This window comes from Bacillus sp. CBEL-1 (genome assembly GCF_004348885.1).
Classification (GTDB): Bacteria; Bacillota; Bacilli; order Bacillales; family Bacillaceae_H; genus Priestia; species Priestia aryabhattai_A.
Genome location: NZ_SBIM01000011.1, coordinates 208,528 through 226,054, shown reverse-complemented (window position 1 = coordinate 226,054; position 17,527 = coordinate 208,528). Strand labels below are relative to the sequence as shown.

Annotated in this window: 19 protein-coding genes; all 19 read left to right on the top strand. The window is 38.6% G+C overall.

What is annotated here, in order from left to right; genetic code table 11:
* Positions 1-16 precede the first annotated feature (16 nt).
* Positions 17-1,165, top strand: coding sequence for a non-hydrolyzing UDP-N-acetylglucosamine 2-epimerase (gene wecB / locus EPL02_RS09310; RefSeq protein ID WP_094911034.1), 1,149 nt, complete (start codon positions 17-19; stop codon positions 1,163-1,165).
* 67 nt (positions 1,166-1,232) lie between these two features.
* Positions 1,233-3,428 (top strand): S8 family serine peptidase, encoded by a 2,196-nt coding sequence (locus tag EPL02_RS09305; RefSeq protein ID WP_165932538.1) that lies wholly within the window; start codon positions 1,233-1,235, stop codon positions 3,426-3,428.
* A 314-nt stretch (positions 3,429-3,742) separates the two neighbouring features.
* Entirely contained in the window at positions 3,743-3,964 is a 222-nt protein-coding gene (locus EPL02_RS09300) for an AtpZ/AtpI family protein (RefSeq protein ID WP_131887535.1), read from the top strand.
* A gap of 6 nt (positions 3,965-3,970) precedes the next feature.
* Complete coding sequence (locus tag EPL02_RS09295) at positions 3,971-4,354, top strand: ATP synthase subunit I (RefSeq protein ID WP_094911036.1); 384 nt, start codon at positions 3,971-3,973, stop codon at positions 4,352-4,354.
* A gap of 6 nt (positions 4,355-4,360) precedes the next feature.
* Positions 4,361-5,074, top strand: coding sequence for a F0F1 ATP synthase subunit A (gene atpB / locus EPL02_RS09290; protein WP_025908756.1), 714 nt, complete (start codon positions 4,361-4,363; stop codon positions 5,072-5,074).
* A gap of 91 nt (positions 5,075-5,165) precedes the next feature.
* Positions 5,166-5,378 carry a F0F1 ATP synthase subunit C gene (atpE, locus tag EPL02_RS09285; RefSeq protein ID WP_025908757.1) on the top strand — a complete coding sequence of 71 codons (213 nt, stop codon included), beginning with the start codon at positions 5,166-5,168 and terminating at the stop codon, positions 5,376-5,378.
* A gap of 119 nt (positions 5,379-5,497) precedes the next feature.
* Positions 5,498-6,010 carry a F0F1 ATP synthase subunit B gene (gene atpF, locus EPL02_RS09280; protein WP_025908758.1) on the top strand — a complete coding sequence of 171 codons (513 nt, stop codon included), beginning with the start codon at positions 5,498-5,500 and terminating at the stop codon, positions 6,008-6,010.
* On the top strand, positions 6,007-6,552 hold the full coding sequence (locus EPL02_RS09275) for a F0F1 ATP synthase subunit delta (RefSeq protein ID WP_094911037.1): 546 nt from the start codon (positions 6,007-6,009) through the stop codon (positions 6,550-6,552). Before atpF ends, EPL02_RS09275 begins: the two co-directional genes overlap by 4 nt.
* A 15-nt stretch (positions 6,553-6,567) precedes the next feature.
* Positions 6,568-8,076: a F0F1 ATP synthase subunit alpha gene (gene atpA, locus EPL02_RS09270; protein WP_094911038.1), complete on the top strand. Its 1,509-nt coding sequence runs from the start codon at positions 6,568-6,570 to the stop codon at positions 8,074-8,076.
* Positions 8,077-8,186: 110 nt separating this feature from the next.
* Positions 8,187-9,044: a F0F1 ATP synthase subunit gamma gene (locus EPL02_RS09265; RefSeq protein ID WP_094911039.1), complete on the top strand. Its 858-nt coding sequence runs from the start codon at positions 8,187-8,189 to the stop codon at positions 9,042-9,044.
* A 36-nt stretch (positions 9,045-9,080) separates the two neighbouring features.
* Positions 9,081-10,502, top strand: a complete 1,422-nt coding sequence (atpD, locus tag EPL02_RS09260; protein ID WP_094911040.1) for a F0F1 ATP synthase subunit beta — start codon at positions 9,081-9,083, stop codon at positions 10,500-10,502.
* 25 nt (positions 10,503-10,527) lie between these two features.
* Positions 10,528-10,935, top strand: a complete 408-nt coding sequence (locus EPL02_RS09255) for a F0F1 ATP synthase subunit epsilon (RefSeq protein ID WP_094911041.1) — start codon at positions 10,528-10,530, stop codon at positions 10,933-10,935.
* A gap of 181 nt (positions 10,936-11,116) precedes the next feature.
* The gene (locus tag EPL02_RS09250; RefSeq protein ID WP_025908764.1) at positions 11,117-11,356 is read left to right on the top strand and encodes a DUF1146 family protein; all 240 of its coding nucleotides are present in this window, start codon (positions 11,117-11,119) and stop codon (positions 11,354-11,356) included.
* A gap of 105 nt (positions 11,357-11,461) precedes the next feature.
* Positions 11,462-12,205, top strand: coding sequence for a YwmB family TATA-box binding protein (locus tag EPL02_RS09245; RefSeq protein WP_131887534.1), 744 nt, complete (start codon positions 11,462-11,464; stop codon positions 12,203-12,205).
* A 31-nt stretch (positions 12,206-12,236) separates the two neighbouring features.
* The gene (gene murA, locus EPL02_RS09240; protein ID WP_094911044.1) at positions 12,237-13,544 is read left to right on the top strand and encodes a UDP-N-acetylglucosamine 1-carboxyvinyltransferase; all 1,308 of its coding nucleotides are present in this window, start codon (positions 12,237-12,239) and stop codon (positions 13,542-13,544) included.
* Positions 13,545-13,699: 155 nt separating this feature from the next.
* The gene (gene spoIID / locus EPL02_RS09235) at positions 13,700-14,731 is read left to right on the top strand and encodes a stage II sporulation protein D (RefSeq protein ID WP_131887533.1); all 1,032 of its coding nucleotides are present in this window, start codon (positions 13,700-13,702) and stop codon (positions 14,729-14,731) included.
* A 167-nt stretch (positions 14,732-14,898) separates the two neighbouring features.
* Positions 14,899-15,759 carry a stage II sporulation protein SpoIIQ gene (spoIIQ, locus tag EPL02_RS09230; protein ID WP_131887532.1) on the top strand — a complete coding sequence of 287 codons (861 nt, stop codon included), beginning with the start codon at positions 14,899-14,901 and terminating at the stop codon, positions 15,757-15,759.
* A 247-nt stretch (positions 15,760-16,006) separates the two neighbouring features.
* The gene (gene spoIIID / locus EPL02_RS09225; RefSeq protein ID WP_025908769.1) at positions 16,007-16,270 is read left to right on the top strand and encodes a sporulation transcriptional regulator SpoIIID; all 264 of its coding nucleotides are present in this window, start codon (positions 16,007-16,009) and stop codon (positions 16,268-16,270) included.
* A gap of 185 nt (positions 16,271-16,455) precedes the next feature.
* A complete protein-coding gene (gene mreB / locus EPL02_RS09220) occupies positions 16,456-17,457 on the top strand; it encodes a rod shape-determining protein (RefSeq protein WP_131887531.1) in 1,002 nt (333 codons plus the stop codon).
* The last annotated feature ends 70 nt before the right edge of the window (positions 17,458-17,527 follow it).

The following is a 17,527-nucleotide window of genomic DNA, read 5'->3' as shown; positions in this document are numbered from 1 at the left end:
ATACGGGTGATAAATAATGAAGCAACCAATTAAAGTAATGACGATATTTGGTACTAGACCGGAAGCTATTAAAATGGCACCACTTGTTCTTGAGCTAAAGAAACGTCCCGAGGAATTTGAAGCAATTGTGACTGTTACTGCTCAGCATCGTCAAATGCTTGATCAAGTGCTATCCATCTTTAATATTGAACCAGATTATGACTTAAACATTATGAAAGACCGTCAAACATTAATGGATGTAACAACTAGGGGATTAGAAGGTTTAAACGATGTAATGCAAAAAGTAAAGCCAGATATTGTGTTGGTTCATGGAGATACAACAACAACATTTATTGCGGGACTAGCAGCGTTTTATAACCAAATTCCTGTAGGGCATGTAGAAGCAGGTCTTCGTACATGGAATAAATATTCACCTTATCCTGAAGAGATGAATCGACAGTTGACGGGTGTACTAGCAGATTTACACTTTGCTCCAACAACGAAGTCTTCTGTTAATTTGAGAACAGAAAACAAGAATGAAGAAAATATTTTTGTGACAGGAAACACAGCTATTGATGCGCTGAAAACAACTGTAAAAGATTCGTATGAGCATGAAGTCTTACGTAACCTTGGTACTGATCGTCTTATCTTATTAACCGCTCATCGTCGTGAAAATTTAGGTGAGCCAATGAAAAATATGTTTAGAGCCGTAAAGCGCATTGTAACTGAACATGATGACGTACAAGTTGTTTATCCTGTGCACTTAAATCCTGTTGTACGTGAAACAGCCAATGAAATATTAGGCGATGATGATCGTATTCATCTTATTGAGCCATTGGATGTAATTGACTTCCATAACTTTGCGAATCGAGCACATCTTATTCTAACGGATTCCGGTGGCGTTCAGGAAGAAGCACCTTCTCTTGGTGTACCTGTGTTAGTATTACGTGATACAACGGAGCGTCCAGAGGGTATTGAAGCAGGAACGTTAAAGTTAGCTGGTACAGAAGAAGAAACGATTTACACCTTAGCGAAAGAGTTATTAATCGACACATCCGTTTATGAAACAATGTCGAAAGCATCTAATCCTTATGGAGATGGTCATGCTTCTGAACGTATTTGCGATGCGATTAGCTACTATTTTAAACATCGTGAAGAAAGACCTGAAGAATTTAAGCCGTTATAAAAATAAACCTAACACCTCTCACATGAATGCAGTCTATTTGTGACACGCTATGTTGAGAGGTGTTTTTATGTGGAAAATAACCATTTTATTATTATTAATATTTGGAGTAAACAGTACAATCACGTACAGTGAAGGCGTAGAGTTTCCAGATATTCAATCATTTGAAAAACAGGTGCAAAAAACATACATTCTCATACTGAACGAGCAGAATGTGGCAGTTGCAAAACAAGAAATAAAGAAAAAATATCCCAACGTAAGCATTAACCACGAATTTCGAGAAGTATTTACAGGTCTATCCGTATCGGGGACTTTATACGACTTACAAAGACTGCGAGAAGAATCTTATATTGATAGTTCACATGCTTCTGTTTCGTATCATGCAAAAAATGAAGGAAGCGCATCTTATATTGGCAGTGAAAAGGTAAGGGGCATGTTTGATAAAAAAAACCAACGTTTAACAGGTAGAGGGATAAAAGTTGGAGTGATTGATACAGGAATTGACTTTAATCATCCTGATTTAAAGTCAAATTATCGAGGTGGATATGACGTTGTCGACCAAGATTACTCTCCAATGGAAACAGTAAGTAAGCAAGGAGAGCCTACGCTTCATGGTACGCATGTGGCTGGTATTATCGGAGCAAACGGGAAGATGCGTGGAGTGGCACCTGAAGCTGAAATTTATGCTTATCGAGCATTAGGTCCAGGCGGTTCTGGTTCTTCTGAAAACGTTATTCTAGCTGTTGAAAAAGCCATTCAAGATGGAGTCGATGTTATTAACTTATCCCTAGGAAACGATATTAATGGGCCAGATTTACCGACTAGTTTAGCTCTGAATAAGGCCGTTGAAAAAGGAATCGTAACGGTAACGTCCAGCGGTAATTCAGGGCCAGGATTGTGGACTGTCGGATCTCCTGGAACAGCTCGAGAAGCAATTTCAGTTGGTGCATCCGTTTCTCCAACAAGCATTCCATTTATAAAAATGGAAAGTTTCCCACATGATATTTCTCTATCTCCATTACCCAATGCTGAGAAATGGGATATGGATCAGAAAATTGTATTAAAGGACGCGGGAAGCGGAAGGGAAATGATTGATGTTGGAAATAAGGTCGTCCTTATGCATACCGGGGAAATTCCTCTATCGAATAAAATAAACAAAGCTAAAAAAGCTGGAGCTAAAGCGGTAATTGTATACCATGCTATCAACGGAGTGGTAGATGAGACTGTAAGCGAATTGTTTTCAATTCCAGTAGTTATCGTTTCGAGTGATGTGGGGGAAGTCATAAAGAAAGAAATTCAAAAAGGAAACGTGTATGCATCTACTTTCTCCAAGACTATAGAGGATATTATTACCCCTTTTAGTTCAAGGGGCCCGGTTACGAGCACATGGGACATTAAGCCTGATGTAGTAGCGCCAGGCTATCAAATCATGAGTACGGTACCGAACGGGTATGAGCCTTTAAATGGAACGAGCATGGCAGCACCTCACGTAGCGGGAGCCTGTGCTTTACTTTTACAGGCTCACCCTGATTGGTCTCCTGAACAAGTAAAAGCTGCACTGATGAGTACGGCAAAGCCAATTAGGAATTTGAAGGGTGAATTATATCACGTATATGAGCAAGGCGCAGGAAGGATTCAAGTGGAACGTGCAGTAAAAGCAACAACGCTGTTATCACCTAGCACGTTACCTTTTGGAATTTTTGAAGGACAAAGTAGTAAAAGAATTAAAATGAGCATCTTTAATGAATCAAATTATAAAAACGTTTATCATGTTACGCCTCCAACAAAAAAGTCTGGTGAAACTTGGAGAGTACCGCTTTCTTTCACATTAAATCCTAAAGAAGCGAAGACTATTTCATTTGATCTTCAGGTAAACAGCCATCAAAAGAAAAAAGGCATATATGATGGACGGTTGGAAATTCGTGATTCACGTGAAACAATATCAATACCGTATTTGTATATGGTCGAAAAGCCAAATTACCCTCGAGTTATGGGACTGCAGGCTATGCAAGGAAGTGATGCTAATACTTATATATATGAAGCATTTTTACCTGAAGGAGCGGATGAATTTGGAATTGCTGTTTATGACACGGATACCCTTCGATTCGTCTCTTATTTAGATGTAGATAAGAAATTAGAAAGAGGAATGTTAAAGCGGAAAATTCAACTGCAGGAAGAGCTACCTAAAGGTGATTATAAAGTATTCGCATATGCTAAAAAAGATGGTAAAACAGAGGTAGTAAATGCGAGGCTGATGATTGAGTAAAAGGGCATCAAACCAAGGTTTGATGCCCTTTTACATTGTTCTTATTTAATTATGAAATATGTGTGGCAAAAATGTGAACATCCCTTTTTAGATTGTGAAGTTTTTAGCTTAAACACATTGACATTAAATATGTGCTATTGTATGCTAACAATGGATATAAATGATAAGGTTTTCAACACTTGAAAATCAAGGTTCGCTTGTGTTTTCGACTAACTGTTTTTAACTTTTTTGGTAATTTATACATAAGTTTGCATAGCTTTAGAGTATGTAGATTTTTTTGAAAAAAAAGAATTTACCAAAAAGGGGTTTTCTAAATGACTAAGCAAAAACGGCAGTCATTACAAGCGATTGCATTAATGTCCACCATTCTTTCTCAGTTAGCAGGTTCCGTATTAATCGGTCTATTTGGTGGCAAATGGATTGATGGAAAAGTTGGGACTGAGCCACTTTTTTTAGTTTTAGGCCTTCTTTTAGGGCTTGCAGTTGGCGTCTATGCCATGCTGCGCACAGTCCGACAATTTTTTTCAGGAGATTAATAATCCATGCAAGAATTGCAACATTTATTTCCAAGACTTCGATCCTACATATTTTATTTATTAGCAATATACGTTCTCGGATGGGGATTTACTCCTTATCAAACCGTGTTTTTAGGCCTGATTTTAGGTACAGCACTCAGTTTGTATAACCTTTGGGTTTTAGTAAGAAGGGCTAAACAGTTTGGACAAGCGCTGGATGAAGGAAAACGACCTCGTTCAGTAGGAACATTTGCAAGGTTTGCAACCGCTGCGCTAGCAGTTGTAATTACAATCTCTTATCCAAATACTTTTCATATTATTGGTGTAGTTATGGGATTAATGACATCCTATCTTGTCATTATCATAGATTTAGTTGTTCAAAATATACGCAGGAGATGGGAAGAGAGGTGAATATAGTTGGGTCATGAATCACCAACTCAAGATTTCTTTGGTCTTACGTTTAATCTCAGTAACATGTTGATGATTACCGTGGCGTCAGTCATTGTGTTTTTAATTGCAGTTTTATGTACTCGTACTTTAGCAATGAAGCCTACAGGTATGCAAAACTTCCTGGAGTGGGTATTAGACTTTGTAAAAGGCCTCATTAACAGCACAATGGATTGGAAGACAGGTGGACGCTTCTTAACACTAGGTGTAACGCTCTTAATGTATATCTTCGTTGCCAATATGTTAGGATTGCCATTTGCCGTTGTTGTCGATCACGAATTATGGTGGAAATCACCGACTGCTGATCCGACGATTACATTGACTCTAGCAGCAATGGTCGTTGTCTTATCACATTATTATGGTATTAAGATGAAGGGGTTCGCAGAATATGGTCGAGATTACTTCAAACCAATGCCTTTTCTATTCCCATTAAAGATTATTGAAGAGTTTGCAAATACGCTAACGCTTGGTCTACGTCTTTTCGGGAATATCTATGCAGGAGAAATTCTGTTAACTTTATTAGCAGGGCTTGCTACAAGTGGTACTGCTCTTGGATTATTTGGGGCGGTTGTGCCAACATTGGCATGGCAAGGCTTCAGTATTTTCGTAGGTGCAATTCAAGCATTTATCTTTACAATGTTAACAATGGTTTACCTGGCACACAAAGTGAGTCAAGACCATTAATTTATAAAACCTTCGCTCAAGCTTTACCCGTTTTGAGCGAGTTTAAAACATGTTGAAAAAATTCTATTTCACTAAGGGAGGACTTTATAAAATGGGTTTATTAGCAGCTGCAATTGCAATTGGTTTAGCGGCACTAGGTGCTGGTATCGGTAACGGTCTTATCGTATCAAAAACAGTAGAAGGTATCGCTCGCCAACCAGAAGCACGTGGTACATTAACAACAACAATGTTCATCGGGGTTGCATTAGTAGAGGCGATTCCTATCATCGCTGTAGTAATCGCGTTCATGGTTCAAGGTCAATAATTAGTAACTTAAAACGTTTAAAAGTGGCGAAGATCATTCGAAAAGAACCTTCGCCATTGCTTTATGTCTTTAATGAGCAAAATCATAGATGTTAAGTCTTTGAAGGGAGTGAAGCAGCCGTGTCAAATACGTTTGTATTAGGAGCATCAGGCTTTAACGGTGGAGATATTTTATTCCAATTAGTAATGTTCCTTATCTTGCTAGCATTGTTACGAAAGTTCGCGTTTGGTCCAGTAATGGGTATCATGAAACAGCGTGAAGAGCATATTGCAAGTGAAATTGATTCAGCTGAACAGCAGAATCAACAAGCACAAAAGCTTGTTGAAGAGCAACGCGAGCTGTTAAAACAGTCTCGTGAAGAGGTTCAAGTTTTAATGGAAAACGCAAGAAAATCCGCTGAAGAGAAAAAAGAAGAAATTGTTGCTGCTGCGCGTGAAGAGTCTGAGCGCTTAAAAGCATTAGCAAAACAAGAAATTCAGCAAGAAAAAGATCAAGCAGTTACTGCACTTCGTGAGCAAGTTGCATCATTATCTGTATTAATCGCGTCGAAAGTGATTGAAAAAGAATTGTCAGAGCAAGATCAAGAGAAGTTGATCAATGAGTACATTCAAGAAGTAGGGGATGTACGATGAGTCAGCCGGCAGTCGCGAAGCGTTATGCATTAGCTCTTTTTCAATTAGCTTCTGAAAAGCAATCTATCGATGCTTTACAAGAAGAATTAGACGTAGTGGAAGCAGTTTTCGCTCAAAACGATGATTTAATTGAAGTGTTAACGCATCCAAAGATTTCAAACAACCGAAAAAAAGACTTAGTTCGCCAAACGTTTTCAACGTTGACAGAAACGGTTCAAAATACGCTCCTTTTATTATTAGATCGTCATCGTATTCAAGTAGTAGGGGAGATCACTCGTGAGTATCGTGCTCTTGCAAATGAAGCACGAGGTGTGGCTGAAGCTACCGTTTACTCTGTAAAAGCATTATCTTCAGATGAAGAGCGTGCTATTTCTGAAACATTTGCACCAAAGGTAGGAAAGCATTCATTATATATTACAAATGTAATCGATAAGAGCCTAATCGGCGGCGTGAAGCTTCGCATCGGCAACCGTATTTATGACGGAAGTATTTCCGGGAAATTAGAATCGGTACATCGCGAACTTCTTGCACATAGATCGTAGATAGGGGTGAAATTCATGAGCATCAAAGCTGAAGAAATTAGTGCGCTGATAAAACAGCAAATTGAAAACTATCAGTCTGAGATTAAAGTGAGTGATGTAGGTACTGTTATCCAAGTAGGGGATGGTATCGCACGTGCTCATGGCCTCGACAATGTCATGGCTGGAGAGTTAGTTGAATTTTCAAACGGTGTCATGGGTATGGCACAAAACTTAGAGGAAAACAATGTCGGTATCATTATCTTAGGACCTTACACTGGAATTCGTGAAGGGGATGAGGTACGTCGTACGGGAAGAATCATGGAAGTTCCTGTAGGAGAACAATTAATTGGTCGTGTTGTAAACTCGTTAGGTCAACCTGTAGACGGTTTAGGCCCAATTGGAACAACAAAAACACGTCCAATTGAAAGTCAAGCTCCTGGTGTTATGGATCGTAAATCTGTACACGAGCCACTTCAAACAGGTATTAAAGCGATTGACGCGCTTGTACCAATTGGCCGTGGTCAACGTGAGCTTATCATTGGTGACCGCCAAACAGGTAAAACATCTGTGGCAATCGATACAATTTTAAATCAAAAAGACCAAGATATGGTTTGTATTTACGTAGCTATTGGTCAAAAAGAATCAACAGTACGTAACGTAGTAGAGACATTGCGTAAGCATGGAGCACTTGATTACACAATCGTTGTAACAGCATCTGCTTCTCAACCAGCACCAATGCTGTTCTTAGCACCTTATGCTGGTGTAACAATGGGTGAAGAGTTCATGTATAACGGCAAACACGTACTTGTTATCTATGATGATTTAACAAAACAAGCATCTGCATACCGTGAACTTTCATTATTACTTCGTCGTCCTCCAGGTCGTGAAGCATATCCAGGGGATGTATTCTACTTACACTCTCGTTTATTAGAGCGTGCTGCAAAATTATCAGATGCTAAAGGTGGAGGATCATTAACAGCTCTTCCATTTATTGAAACACAAGCAGGAGACGTATCTGCTTATATTCCAACAAACGTAATCTCGATTACGGATGGACAAATTTTCTTACAGTCTGACTTATTCTTCTCAGGTGTACGTCCAGCGATTAACGCAGGTCTTTCAGTATCACGTGTAGGTGGATCAGCTCAGGTTAAAGCGATGAAGAAAGTAGCTGGAACGCTACGCTTGGATTTAGCATCTTATCGCGAGCTTGAATCATTTGCTCAGTTTGGATCAGACCTTGACCAAGCTACACAAGCAAAGCTTAACCGTGGTGCGCGTACAGTAGAGGTATTAAAACAAGGCTTACACAAGCCGCTTCGCGTAGAAAAACAAGTAGCGATTTTATATGCGTTAACAAAAGGCTTCTTAGATGATGTACCAGTTGCTGATATCACTCGTTTCGAAGATGAGTACTTAGCATGGTTGGATTCAAATCGTAAAGAAGTTCTTGAAACAATTCGTACAACTGGTGGACTGCCTGAAGATGGTGCGTTTGAGTCTGCTCTTGAAGCGTTCAAGAAAACATTTGTAGCATCTGAGTAATCGTTAACTTTGTCAAAATGGTATGTTAAGACAAGCTTTTATTAAGGTAAAGGTGAACTTACGTTCACCTTTCATACCACGTGATCTTCTAAAACAAGGTGGTGAAACCTGTGGCATCATTACGTGATATACAAACGAGAATTACATCAACGAAAAAAACGAGTCAAATTACAAAAGCAATGGAAATGGTTTCAGCTGCAAAGTTAAACCGTGCCGAGCAAAACGCTAAGTCTTTCGTTCCTTATATGGAAAAGATTCAAGAAGTAGTTGCAAGCGTAGCAGGAGGCAGCAAAGGCGCTGCACATCCAATGCTAACGGCTCGTCCTGTAAAGAAAACAGGATACATTGTCATTACTTCAGATCGTGGCTTAGCAGGAGCTTATAATAGTAACGTTTTACGCGCTGTCTCACAAGCAATTGAAAAACGTCATGCATCTTCCGATGAATATGGTGTAATTGCAATTGGGAAAGTTGGGCGTGACTTCTTTATCAAGCGTGGTATTCCAGTGTTTTTAGAAATTACTGGTTTATCCGACCAACCATCTTTTGCTGATATTCAAGGAATTACTTCGCAAACGGTGCATATGTTTGCAGACGGTACATTTGATGAATTGTATTTATACTATAACCATTTTATTAATACAATCTCTCAAGAAGTAACGGAAAAGAAGCTGTTGCCGTTAGCTGATTTAGCTCCAACAGGGAAGCTTGTATCCTATGAGTTCGAGCCTTCTCAAGAGGAGATATTAGAAGTGCTATTGCCACAATATGCAGAAAGCCTTATTTATGGTGGCTTACTGGATGGAAAAGCAAGTGAGCACGCAGCGCGTATGACAGCGATGAAAAATGCAACGGATAATGCAAAAGACCTTATTAATAATCTTACCTTATCATATAACCGTGCTCGTCAAGCAGCAATCACGCAAGAAATTACGGAGATTGTTGGTGGAGCAGCGGCTTTAGAATAGAAATAAGACTTGAAAAGCAAGTTAGGAGGGAACACGATGGCAAAAGGACGCGTTACTCAAATCATGGGTCCAGTTGTAGACGTAAAGTTTGACAGCGGACACCTTCCAGCAATCTATAACGCCCTTAAAATTTCTCATAAACCTGTTAGTGAAAGTGAAGTAGCAATCGAATTAACATTAGAAGTTGCAATTCACTTAGGTGATAATACAGTTCGTGCAGTAGCAATGTCTTCAACTGATGGACTAGTTCGTGGACTAGAAGTAGAAGATACAGGCGCACCAATTTCTGTACCGGTTGGTGATGTAACGTTAGGTCGTGTGTTTAACGTATTAGGTGAGCATATCGATTTAGATGGACCAATCAGTGCGGGAGCTCGTCGTGATCCAATTCACCGCGAAGCACCAAAATTTGAAAACTTATCTACACAAGCTGAAATCCTAGAAACGGGAATTAAAGTAGTTGACCTTTTAGCTCCTTATATTAAAGGTGGTAAAATCGGTCTGTTCGGTGGAGCAGGTGTAGGTAAAACTGTACTTATTCAAGAACTAATCAATAACATCGCACAAGAACACGGCGGTATCTCAGTGTTCGCAGGTGTAGGTGAGCGTACTCGTGAGGGTAACGATCTATACCACGAAATGACAGATTCTGGTGTTATTAAAAAGACAGCGATGGTATTTGGTCAAATGAACGAGCCACCTGGAGCACGTCAACGTGTTGCATTAACTGGTTTAACAATGGCTGAATATTTCCGTGATGAGCAAGGACAAGACGTTCTGTTCTTTATCGATAACATCTTCCGTTTTACACAAGCTGGTTCAGAGGTATCAGCTCTACTTGGTCGTATGCCTTCAGCGGTAGGTTACCAGCCTACACTAGCAACGGAAATGGGTCAATTACAAGAGCGTATTACATCTACTAGCGTTGGTTCTGTAACATCAATCCAAGCGATTTATGTACCAGCCGATGACTATACGGATCCGGCTCCTGCAACAACATTTGCTCACTTAGATGCAACAACTAACTTAGAGCGTAAGCTATCTGAGATGGGTATTTACCCAGCGGTGGATCCGTTAGCTTCGACTTCGCGCGCGCTTTCTCCGGAAATCGTAGGTGAAGAGCACTATAACGTTGCACGTCAAGTTCAGCAAACGTTACAGCGCTATAAAGAATTACAAGATATTATTGCAATCTTAGGTATGGACGAGTTATCTGATGAAGATAAGCTTGTTGTACAACGTGCTCGTCGTGTTCAATTCTTCTTATCTCAAAACTTCCACGTTGCGGAGCAATTTACTGGTCAGAAAGGTTCATACGTACCAGTTAAAGAAACGGTTCAAGGATTTAAAGAAATTCTTGAAGGTAAATATGATCATTTACCAGAAGATGCTTTCCGTTTAGTAGGACGTATTGAAGAAGTAGTTGAAAAAGCGAAAAGCATGGGAGTAGAAGTATAATATAGGGACATAGGAGGTTTTTTGAATGAAGACAATCCATGTCAGTGTAGTCACTCCTGATGGCCCAGTTTACGATTCGGAAGTGGAAATGGTCAGTGCTAGAGCTCAAAGTGGTGAGCTTGGTATCTTACATGGACATATTCCGATGGTAGCTCCATTACAAATTGGAGCCGTCCGCTTGAAAAAAGGAAGCAGCAGTGATGAAGTTGTAGCTGTTAGTGGAGGCTTTCTTGAAGTAAGACCTGACAAAGTAACAATCTTAGCACAAGCAGCAGAGACGTCAGATATGATTGATGTTTCTCGTGCAGAAGAAGCAAAAAAGAGAGCAGAAACACGACTGCAAAGCAAACAAGATGACGTTGATCATAAACGTGCTGAGTTAGCTTTAAAGCGTGCTTTAAATCGCATAGAAGTTACTAAACAAAAAATGTAATAACTAAAGCCTCCTTAAGCTTTTAAGGAGGCTTTTTACATGTAAATAAAAAGATTATATTAAGTTAAAATATGTAAATTAAGTTATATAGAGGTAAATCTTTGCACATTGCGCTGGACTGTGATTAAATGAGATAGTGGCTTTTCTTTGTTTTTTATCATTATGTTAAGGAGGTGTGATCATGCTAATTGGTGGTATTGGTCCACAGGCGCTATTAGCGATGGTTTCTCACCTTATTTTTATTGTCATTACATGGTATGCGCTTCAAGGTTTTCAGATTGAGAAATTAATGAAGCCAAACCGGGTAGTACAAGCAAGAATCATGTTAATCTTGCTAACCATTACAATCGCTTCTACTGTTAGTAATTTCTTTTTGGATTACTTATTCTGGTCGCAGCGAATTCCTTCCTTATTTCAATAGAAAGTAGTGCTACCCTCTTAAAAGGCTGTCTAAAAATGACGACGAAACAGGTGTATTCATCTGGTTAATTTGGACAGGCTGATAGTAAGAAGAGGGAGTGAGGAAATGGGTAAAAAAATTAGTGTCTTTTTGGCTATTTTCATTGCAGGTATAATCGTATATTATGGAAGTTACGTGACCAATGCACAAGCTTCGAATTCAACGCTTGAAAAAATGGTTAACGTCTTAAATAAAGAAGCTGTAGAGATGAAAGAATGGTCATTGTATGCACGTGAAGAAGCTATGGACGTTACTAGTCTAGTAAACTTCCAAATGAAATCAAAACAGCTTCAAAGTAAATTTAGAGGTTTTAAATGGGACATTAAAAGGGAAAACGATGTATGGAAAGCTGAGGGTACAAGACAAACGGAATCTGTGAAAGAGTTGATTATGTTAACCTATACGGGAGATGAAAAAAGTAAGGGTGGATATATCTCATATGAGTTAATAGGACAAGGATTCACGACTCGGAATGTCAACGATGCCGAAGAGATTTTTAAAGACAATTATGAGCAACTTTTCCTAACAAATCCATTAATTTTCTCTTGTATAAAAGGTGAAATAAATGATAAGATGGAAAGTGTTTTGTCTTTACAAGTCAAGCAATTACTAACAGCATTCAATGCCCAGCAGATTGAATCGCTAATGGAAGAGTCATTTGTATCAGTATCAGCATATACTGGACTGTGGGAAGAAGCTCTTTCAAGTCAACAGCAGGAAATGAACTTACAAATTGCATTACGCAAGACAGGAATGGGCGGTCAAACAACCCTAGTTGTTGGCACACCTATTATTACGTCTGAATATTAATATATAGAAAATGGACGCGGAGGGGAATACCTTGGAAAAAATCATCGTCCGCGGTGGAAATAGATTAAACGGTACAGTAAAAGTAGAAGGTGCAAAGAATGCCGTTTTACCTATTATCACTGCAACATTATTAGCTAGTGATGGAAAAAGCATTTTAAATGATGTACCAGCTCTCTCCGATGTATTTACGATTGGCGAAGTTTTAAGACATCTGAATGCAGAAGTGGATTTTGAAACAAATCGTGTAGTTGTAGATGCATCAAGAGAATTAGAAACAGATGCACCTTTTGAGTATGTAAGAAAAATGCGAGCATCTGTATTAGTAATGGGTTCTTTATTAGCCCGTACTGGTAAAGCGCGTGTTGCGTTACCAGGTGGATGTGCAATTGGTTCTCGTCCAATTGATCAGCACCTTAAAGGTTTTGAAGCAATGGGAGCAAAAGTTACGGTTGGAAACGGCTTTATCTATGCTGAAGTTGAAGGAAGATTACAAGGTGCAAAGATTTATTTAGATTTCCCAAGTGTAGGTGCCACTGAAAATATCATGATGGCGGCAACGCTTGCTGAAGGTACAACAATTATTGAAAACGTAGCAAAAGAGCCTGAAATTGTGGATTTAGCAAACTTCTTAAATGCGATGGGTGCGAAAGTACGTGGAGCTGGAACTGGTACAATCCGAATTGAGGGTGTTAACAAATTATATGGTGCCGAACATTCAATTATTCCTGATCGCGTTGAAGCAGGTACGTTCATGGTAGCAGCAGCGATTACAGGTGGAGATGTGCTTGTACGTGGAGCTGTATCTGAACATTTGAGCTCGTTGGTAGCAAAAATGGAAGAGATGGGCGTGAAGATTATTGAAGAAGGCGACGGTTTGCGTGTTATTGGACCGGAGAAATTAAAGCCTGTTGATATTAAAACGATGCCACACCCTGGCTTCCCAACAGATATGCAATCTCAAATGATGGCATTATTGTTAGCAGCTGAAGGCACAAGTATGATTACAGAAACAGTTTTCGAAAATCGTTTTATGCATGTCGAAGAGTTTCGTCGTATGAATGCAGATATTAAAATTGAAGGTCGTTCTGTGATTATTAATGGTCCTTCAAAACTACAAGGCGCAGAAGTAGCAGCAACAGATTTACGTGCTGCAGCAGCATTAACGCTTGCTGGCTTAGTGGCTGATGGCTATACGCGCGTTACTGAATTAAAGCATTTAGATCGTGGCTATGTGAACTTCCACCAAAAGCTAGCGGGATTAGGTGCTGATATTGAACGTGTAAATGATAAAACACATCAAGTGGAAACATCACAACAAGTATCTGATGTAAATATGTAATAAAAAAGTATCTCGCTTTGTCGAGATACTTTTTTTTATGGACAAATTTAGAAAAGGTTTTGGATTGTCATAAAAGCTTGTCCCTATCCATAAATATGAATTATAAGGATTATTGAGTTCCTTGATAAATTCATAGATATGGAGGCTCTGTGTACATGAAGCAAATAAAGCCAATGATTATTCTAGCAGCGATCTTCTTTCTCGTCATTCTTTTAATTCCAACTTTATTGGTGATACCTTTTATTGAAAAGGAAAGCGATTCATTAATGAATAAAGAGAATAAAAAAGCGGAACAGTCTGAGGTAGAGGAAGCGCCTAGTTCACAGCTAGATGTTGATGTAGGCGTATATCGCTCTCAATCAGAGCAGGTAGAGACGTTGCCTCTTGAAGAATATCTAGTAGGAGTCGTAGCTGCTGAAATGCCTGCAGAGTTTGAATTGGAAGCATTGAAAGCCCAAAGCCTTGCAGCGCGCACTTATACTGTTCAAAAGCTTATGAATAGAGCAAATGCAGGCTTACCAGCCGGAGCAGACATTACAGATACTGTAAACGATCAAGTATATTTAAGTGAAAAAGAATTAAAAGAGCAATGGGGAAAAGAGTATGAGTGGAAAATCAAAAAAGTAAAAGATGCGGTTAAAAAAACAGAGGGACAAATCTTGACGTATAAAAATAAGCCCATTGATGCCACATTTTTTTCAACTAGCAATGGTTATACGGAAAATTCAGAGTCGGTGTGGTCAAATTCTATCCCTTATTTAAAGAGTGTCGAGAGTCATTGGGACACGAAATCACCTAAGTTTAAAAATCAAAAGATGGTATCTATTTCAGAGTTTGAACAGAAGCTAGACGTCAACATCTCACAATCTGGTGATGTAGGTAATATTATTTCAAAAACGCCTGGAAAACGAGTAGATTATGTGCAGGTTGGCAATAAAAAGATAGCTGGAACTGTGGTACGTAATAAGCTAAATCTTTCATCAGCTGATTTTACATGGAAGCGTGAGAATGACCATATTGTCATTGAAACTAAGGGATATGGGCATGGAATTGGTATGAGTCAATACGGTGCTAACGGTATGGCTATGGAGGGTAAATCTTATAAAGACATAGTGACTCATTATTATACAGGTGTAGCAATCGCCGGCTCAGACCAGTATGTTACACAGCTAACGGCTAAAAAGTAAATAAAAAAGCTTACTCTAGACATAGATCTAGAGTAAGCTTTTTTTGGGGAAATAAATAGCTTTATGTATATTTTTAAAACGTTTGTCGAAAAATAATCGAAAAAAACTTTTAGGTTGTGTATATATTCTTAAAATTGTGTTCAAACTGGTTGCTGAGGTGATGATACATGAGAGAGGAAGAAAAGAAACGTACTTCTCAACAATCAAAGGTTCACAAACTTTTTAGAAAGCGTTGGATTTTCCCGGCAATCTATCTGGCAAGCGCAGCAATTATCCTTACAGCCGTTCTTTGGTTTCAAGCGAATGGAAATAGTAACCTAAGCGAAGATGCTAAAGATCGTTATGGACAAGATGGGACTGCATATACAGAAGATGCAATGGAAGTAAATGCATCGCTTGAGAATTTAAAGATGCCACTTGTAAATGATAAGGATGCTGTTGTGAAGAAACCATTCTACGATGATCAAGCATCAAAGAAACAACAAGAAGCAGCACTCGTATTTTATAATAATACGTATCACCCAAACACAGGTATTGACTTAGCGGTAGAAGGTGATAAATCATTTGATGTAACAGCAGCTGCAAGTGGAACTGTTACAAAAGCCGAAAAAGACCCGTTGCTTGGATTTGTAATTGAAGTGGATCACAAAGATGGACTTGTTACGCAGTACCAATCGTTAGATGGAGCGACTGTTGAAGTAGGAGATGTTGTGAAACAAGGTCAAGTGCTTGCTAAAGCTGGAAAGAGCTTATATAACCAAGAAGCAAATAACCATGTTCACTTTGAAATTCGTAAAGATGGCGTTGCTATGAATCCTAGCGATTACTTTGGTAAATCAGTCTCTTCTATTAAAGAAGTGAAAGCTGCTGAAGTGACAGAACCGACTACAGCTGATGAGCCATCGAAAGGTGAAGAGCCATCAAAGGATAAAGAAGAGTCAAAGCAGGAAGATAAAACTGGTGACGAAGCACCTAAAGCTCCTGAAAAGAAAGAGCAATCTGCGGATGAATTAAAATCAAATGCATAATATAAACTAATAAAAGCCTACCTTCTCTTAAACTCAGTTTTGGGTTAAGAGAAGGAGGTTTTTCTCTATTTTTTGATAAAATAGATGAAATTTTTAAAAAAATAAAATAAATCACTTGTCCCTCTTGACTTTTATAGCATATATCTTCGTATAAGCTAATACACTGTTACAAACCTACAAAGAGAATGGTGGAAAAATATAGAATGTTTTTCATCATCTCACATCCAATTTAGGGAGGGCGAGTAGAGTGCACGATTACATCAAAGAGAGAACTATCAAGATTGGGAAGTATATCGTGGAAACCAAAAAGACCGTTCGTGTAATTGCGAAAGAGTTTGGTGTTTCTAAAAGTACTGTCCATAAAGATTTAACAGAAAGACTACCTGAAATAAACCCTGAACTAGCAAATGAAGTAAAAGAAATACTTGATTACCATAAATCAATTCGACATCTGCGTGGAGGGGAAGCAACAAAATTAAAATACAAAAAAGAAGAAGAAATTGTAAAGTAGTACGATTCCCCTTTACTATCGTAAGCAATAGGGTAGGAAAGGGGAATTTATATTGGTTAAAAAAGTAAAAAAATAAAAATTTTTATTAATAAATACATACATATACAATTTGTGATAAAATAGTAAATTAGGAAAAAAGAATGGTATGCATGCAATGATATGTAAACTGAAGGAGGATTTAAGGTATGTTAGCAAAAGACATCGGTATCGACCTTGGTACGGCTAACGTCTTAATTCATGTAAAAGGCAAAGGAATTGTATTAAATGAACCATCGGTTGTAGCAATCGATAAAAATACAAATAAAGTGTTAGCAGTTGGGGAAGAAGCACGTCAGATGGTTGGACGTACACCTAGTAATATTGTAGCAATTCGTCCTCTTAAAGATGGTGTAATCGCGGACTTTGATATTACAGAATCTATGTTGAAATACTTCATTAATAAGTTAAATGTAAAAGGTTTTTTATCGAAACCTCGCATTTTAATTTGCTGTCCTACGAATATTACATCCGTAGAACAAAAGGCAATACGTGAAGCAGCCGAAAAAAGTGGCGGCAAAACCATTTATTTAGAAGAAGAGCCAAAAGTAGCAGCTATTGGTGCGGGAATGGATATCTTTCAACCAAGCGGTAATATGGTAGTGGATATTGGTGGTGGAACAACAGATGTGGCTGTGTTATCAATGGGCGATATTGTAACAGCTTCATCTATTAAAATGGCTGGAGATCGTTTTGATGCTGAAATCTTACAGTATATAAAAAGCAAATATAAGCTGTTAATTGGTGAGAGAACAGCTGAAGAAATTAAGGTGAAAATTGGTACAGTTTTCCCTAACTCAAGAGAAGAAGAATTAGATATTAGAGGTCGAGATATGGTGTCAGGCCTTCCTCGTACAGTCACAGTAAAATCTCATGAGGTAGAGGAAGCGCTTAGAGAATCTGTTAGCGTCATTGTACAAGCATCAAAAAGTGTCTTAGAACGTACACCTCCAGAGCTTTCTGCCGATATTATAGATAGAGGTGTTATCTTAACAGGCGGAGGAGCTTTACTACACGGTATTGATCAGTTGCTAGCAGAAGAACTAAAAGTTCCCGTACTGATTGCTGAGAGTCCAATGGATTGTGTTGCAGTTGGTACAGGTATTATGCTAGACAATATCGATCGACTTTCTCGCCGAAGTATTATTTAATAATGAAATTCTTATCATACGCTTTTTGTAAAAGCGTAAATAAGATGATAACTCCTCTTTGTAAAGTATT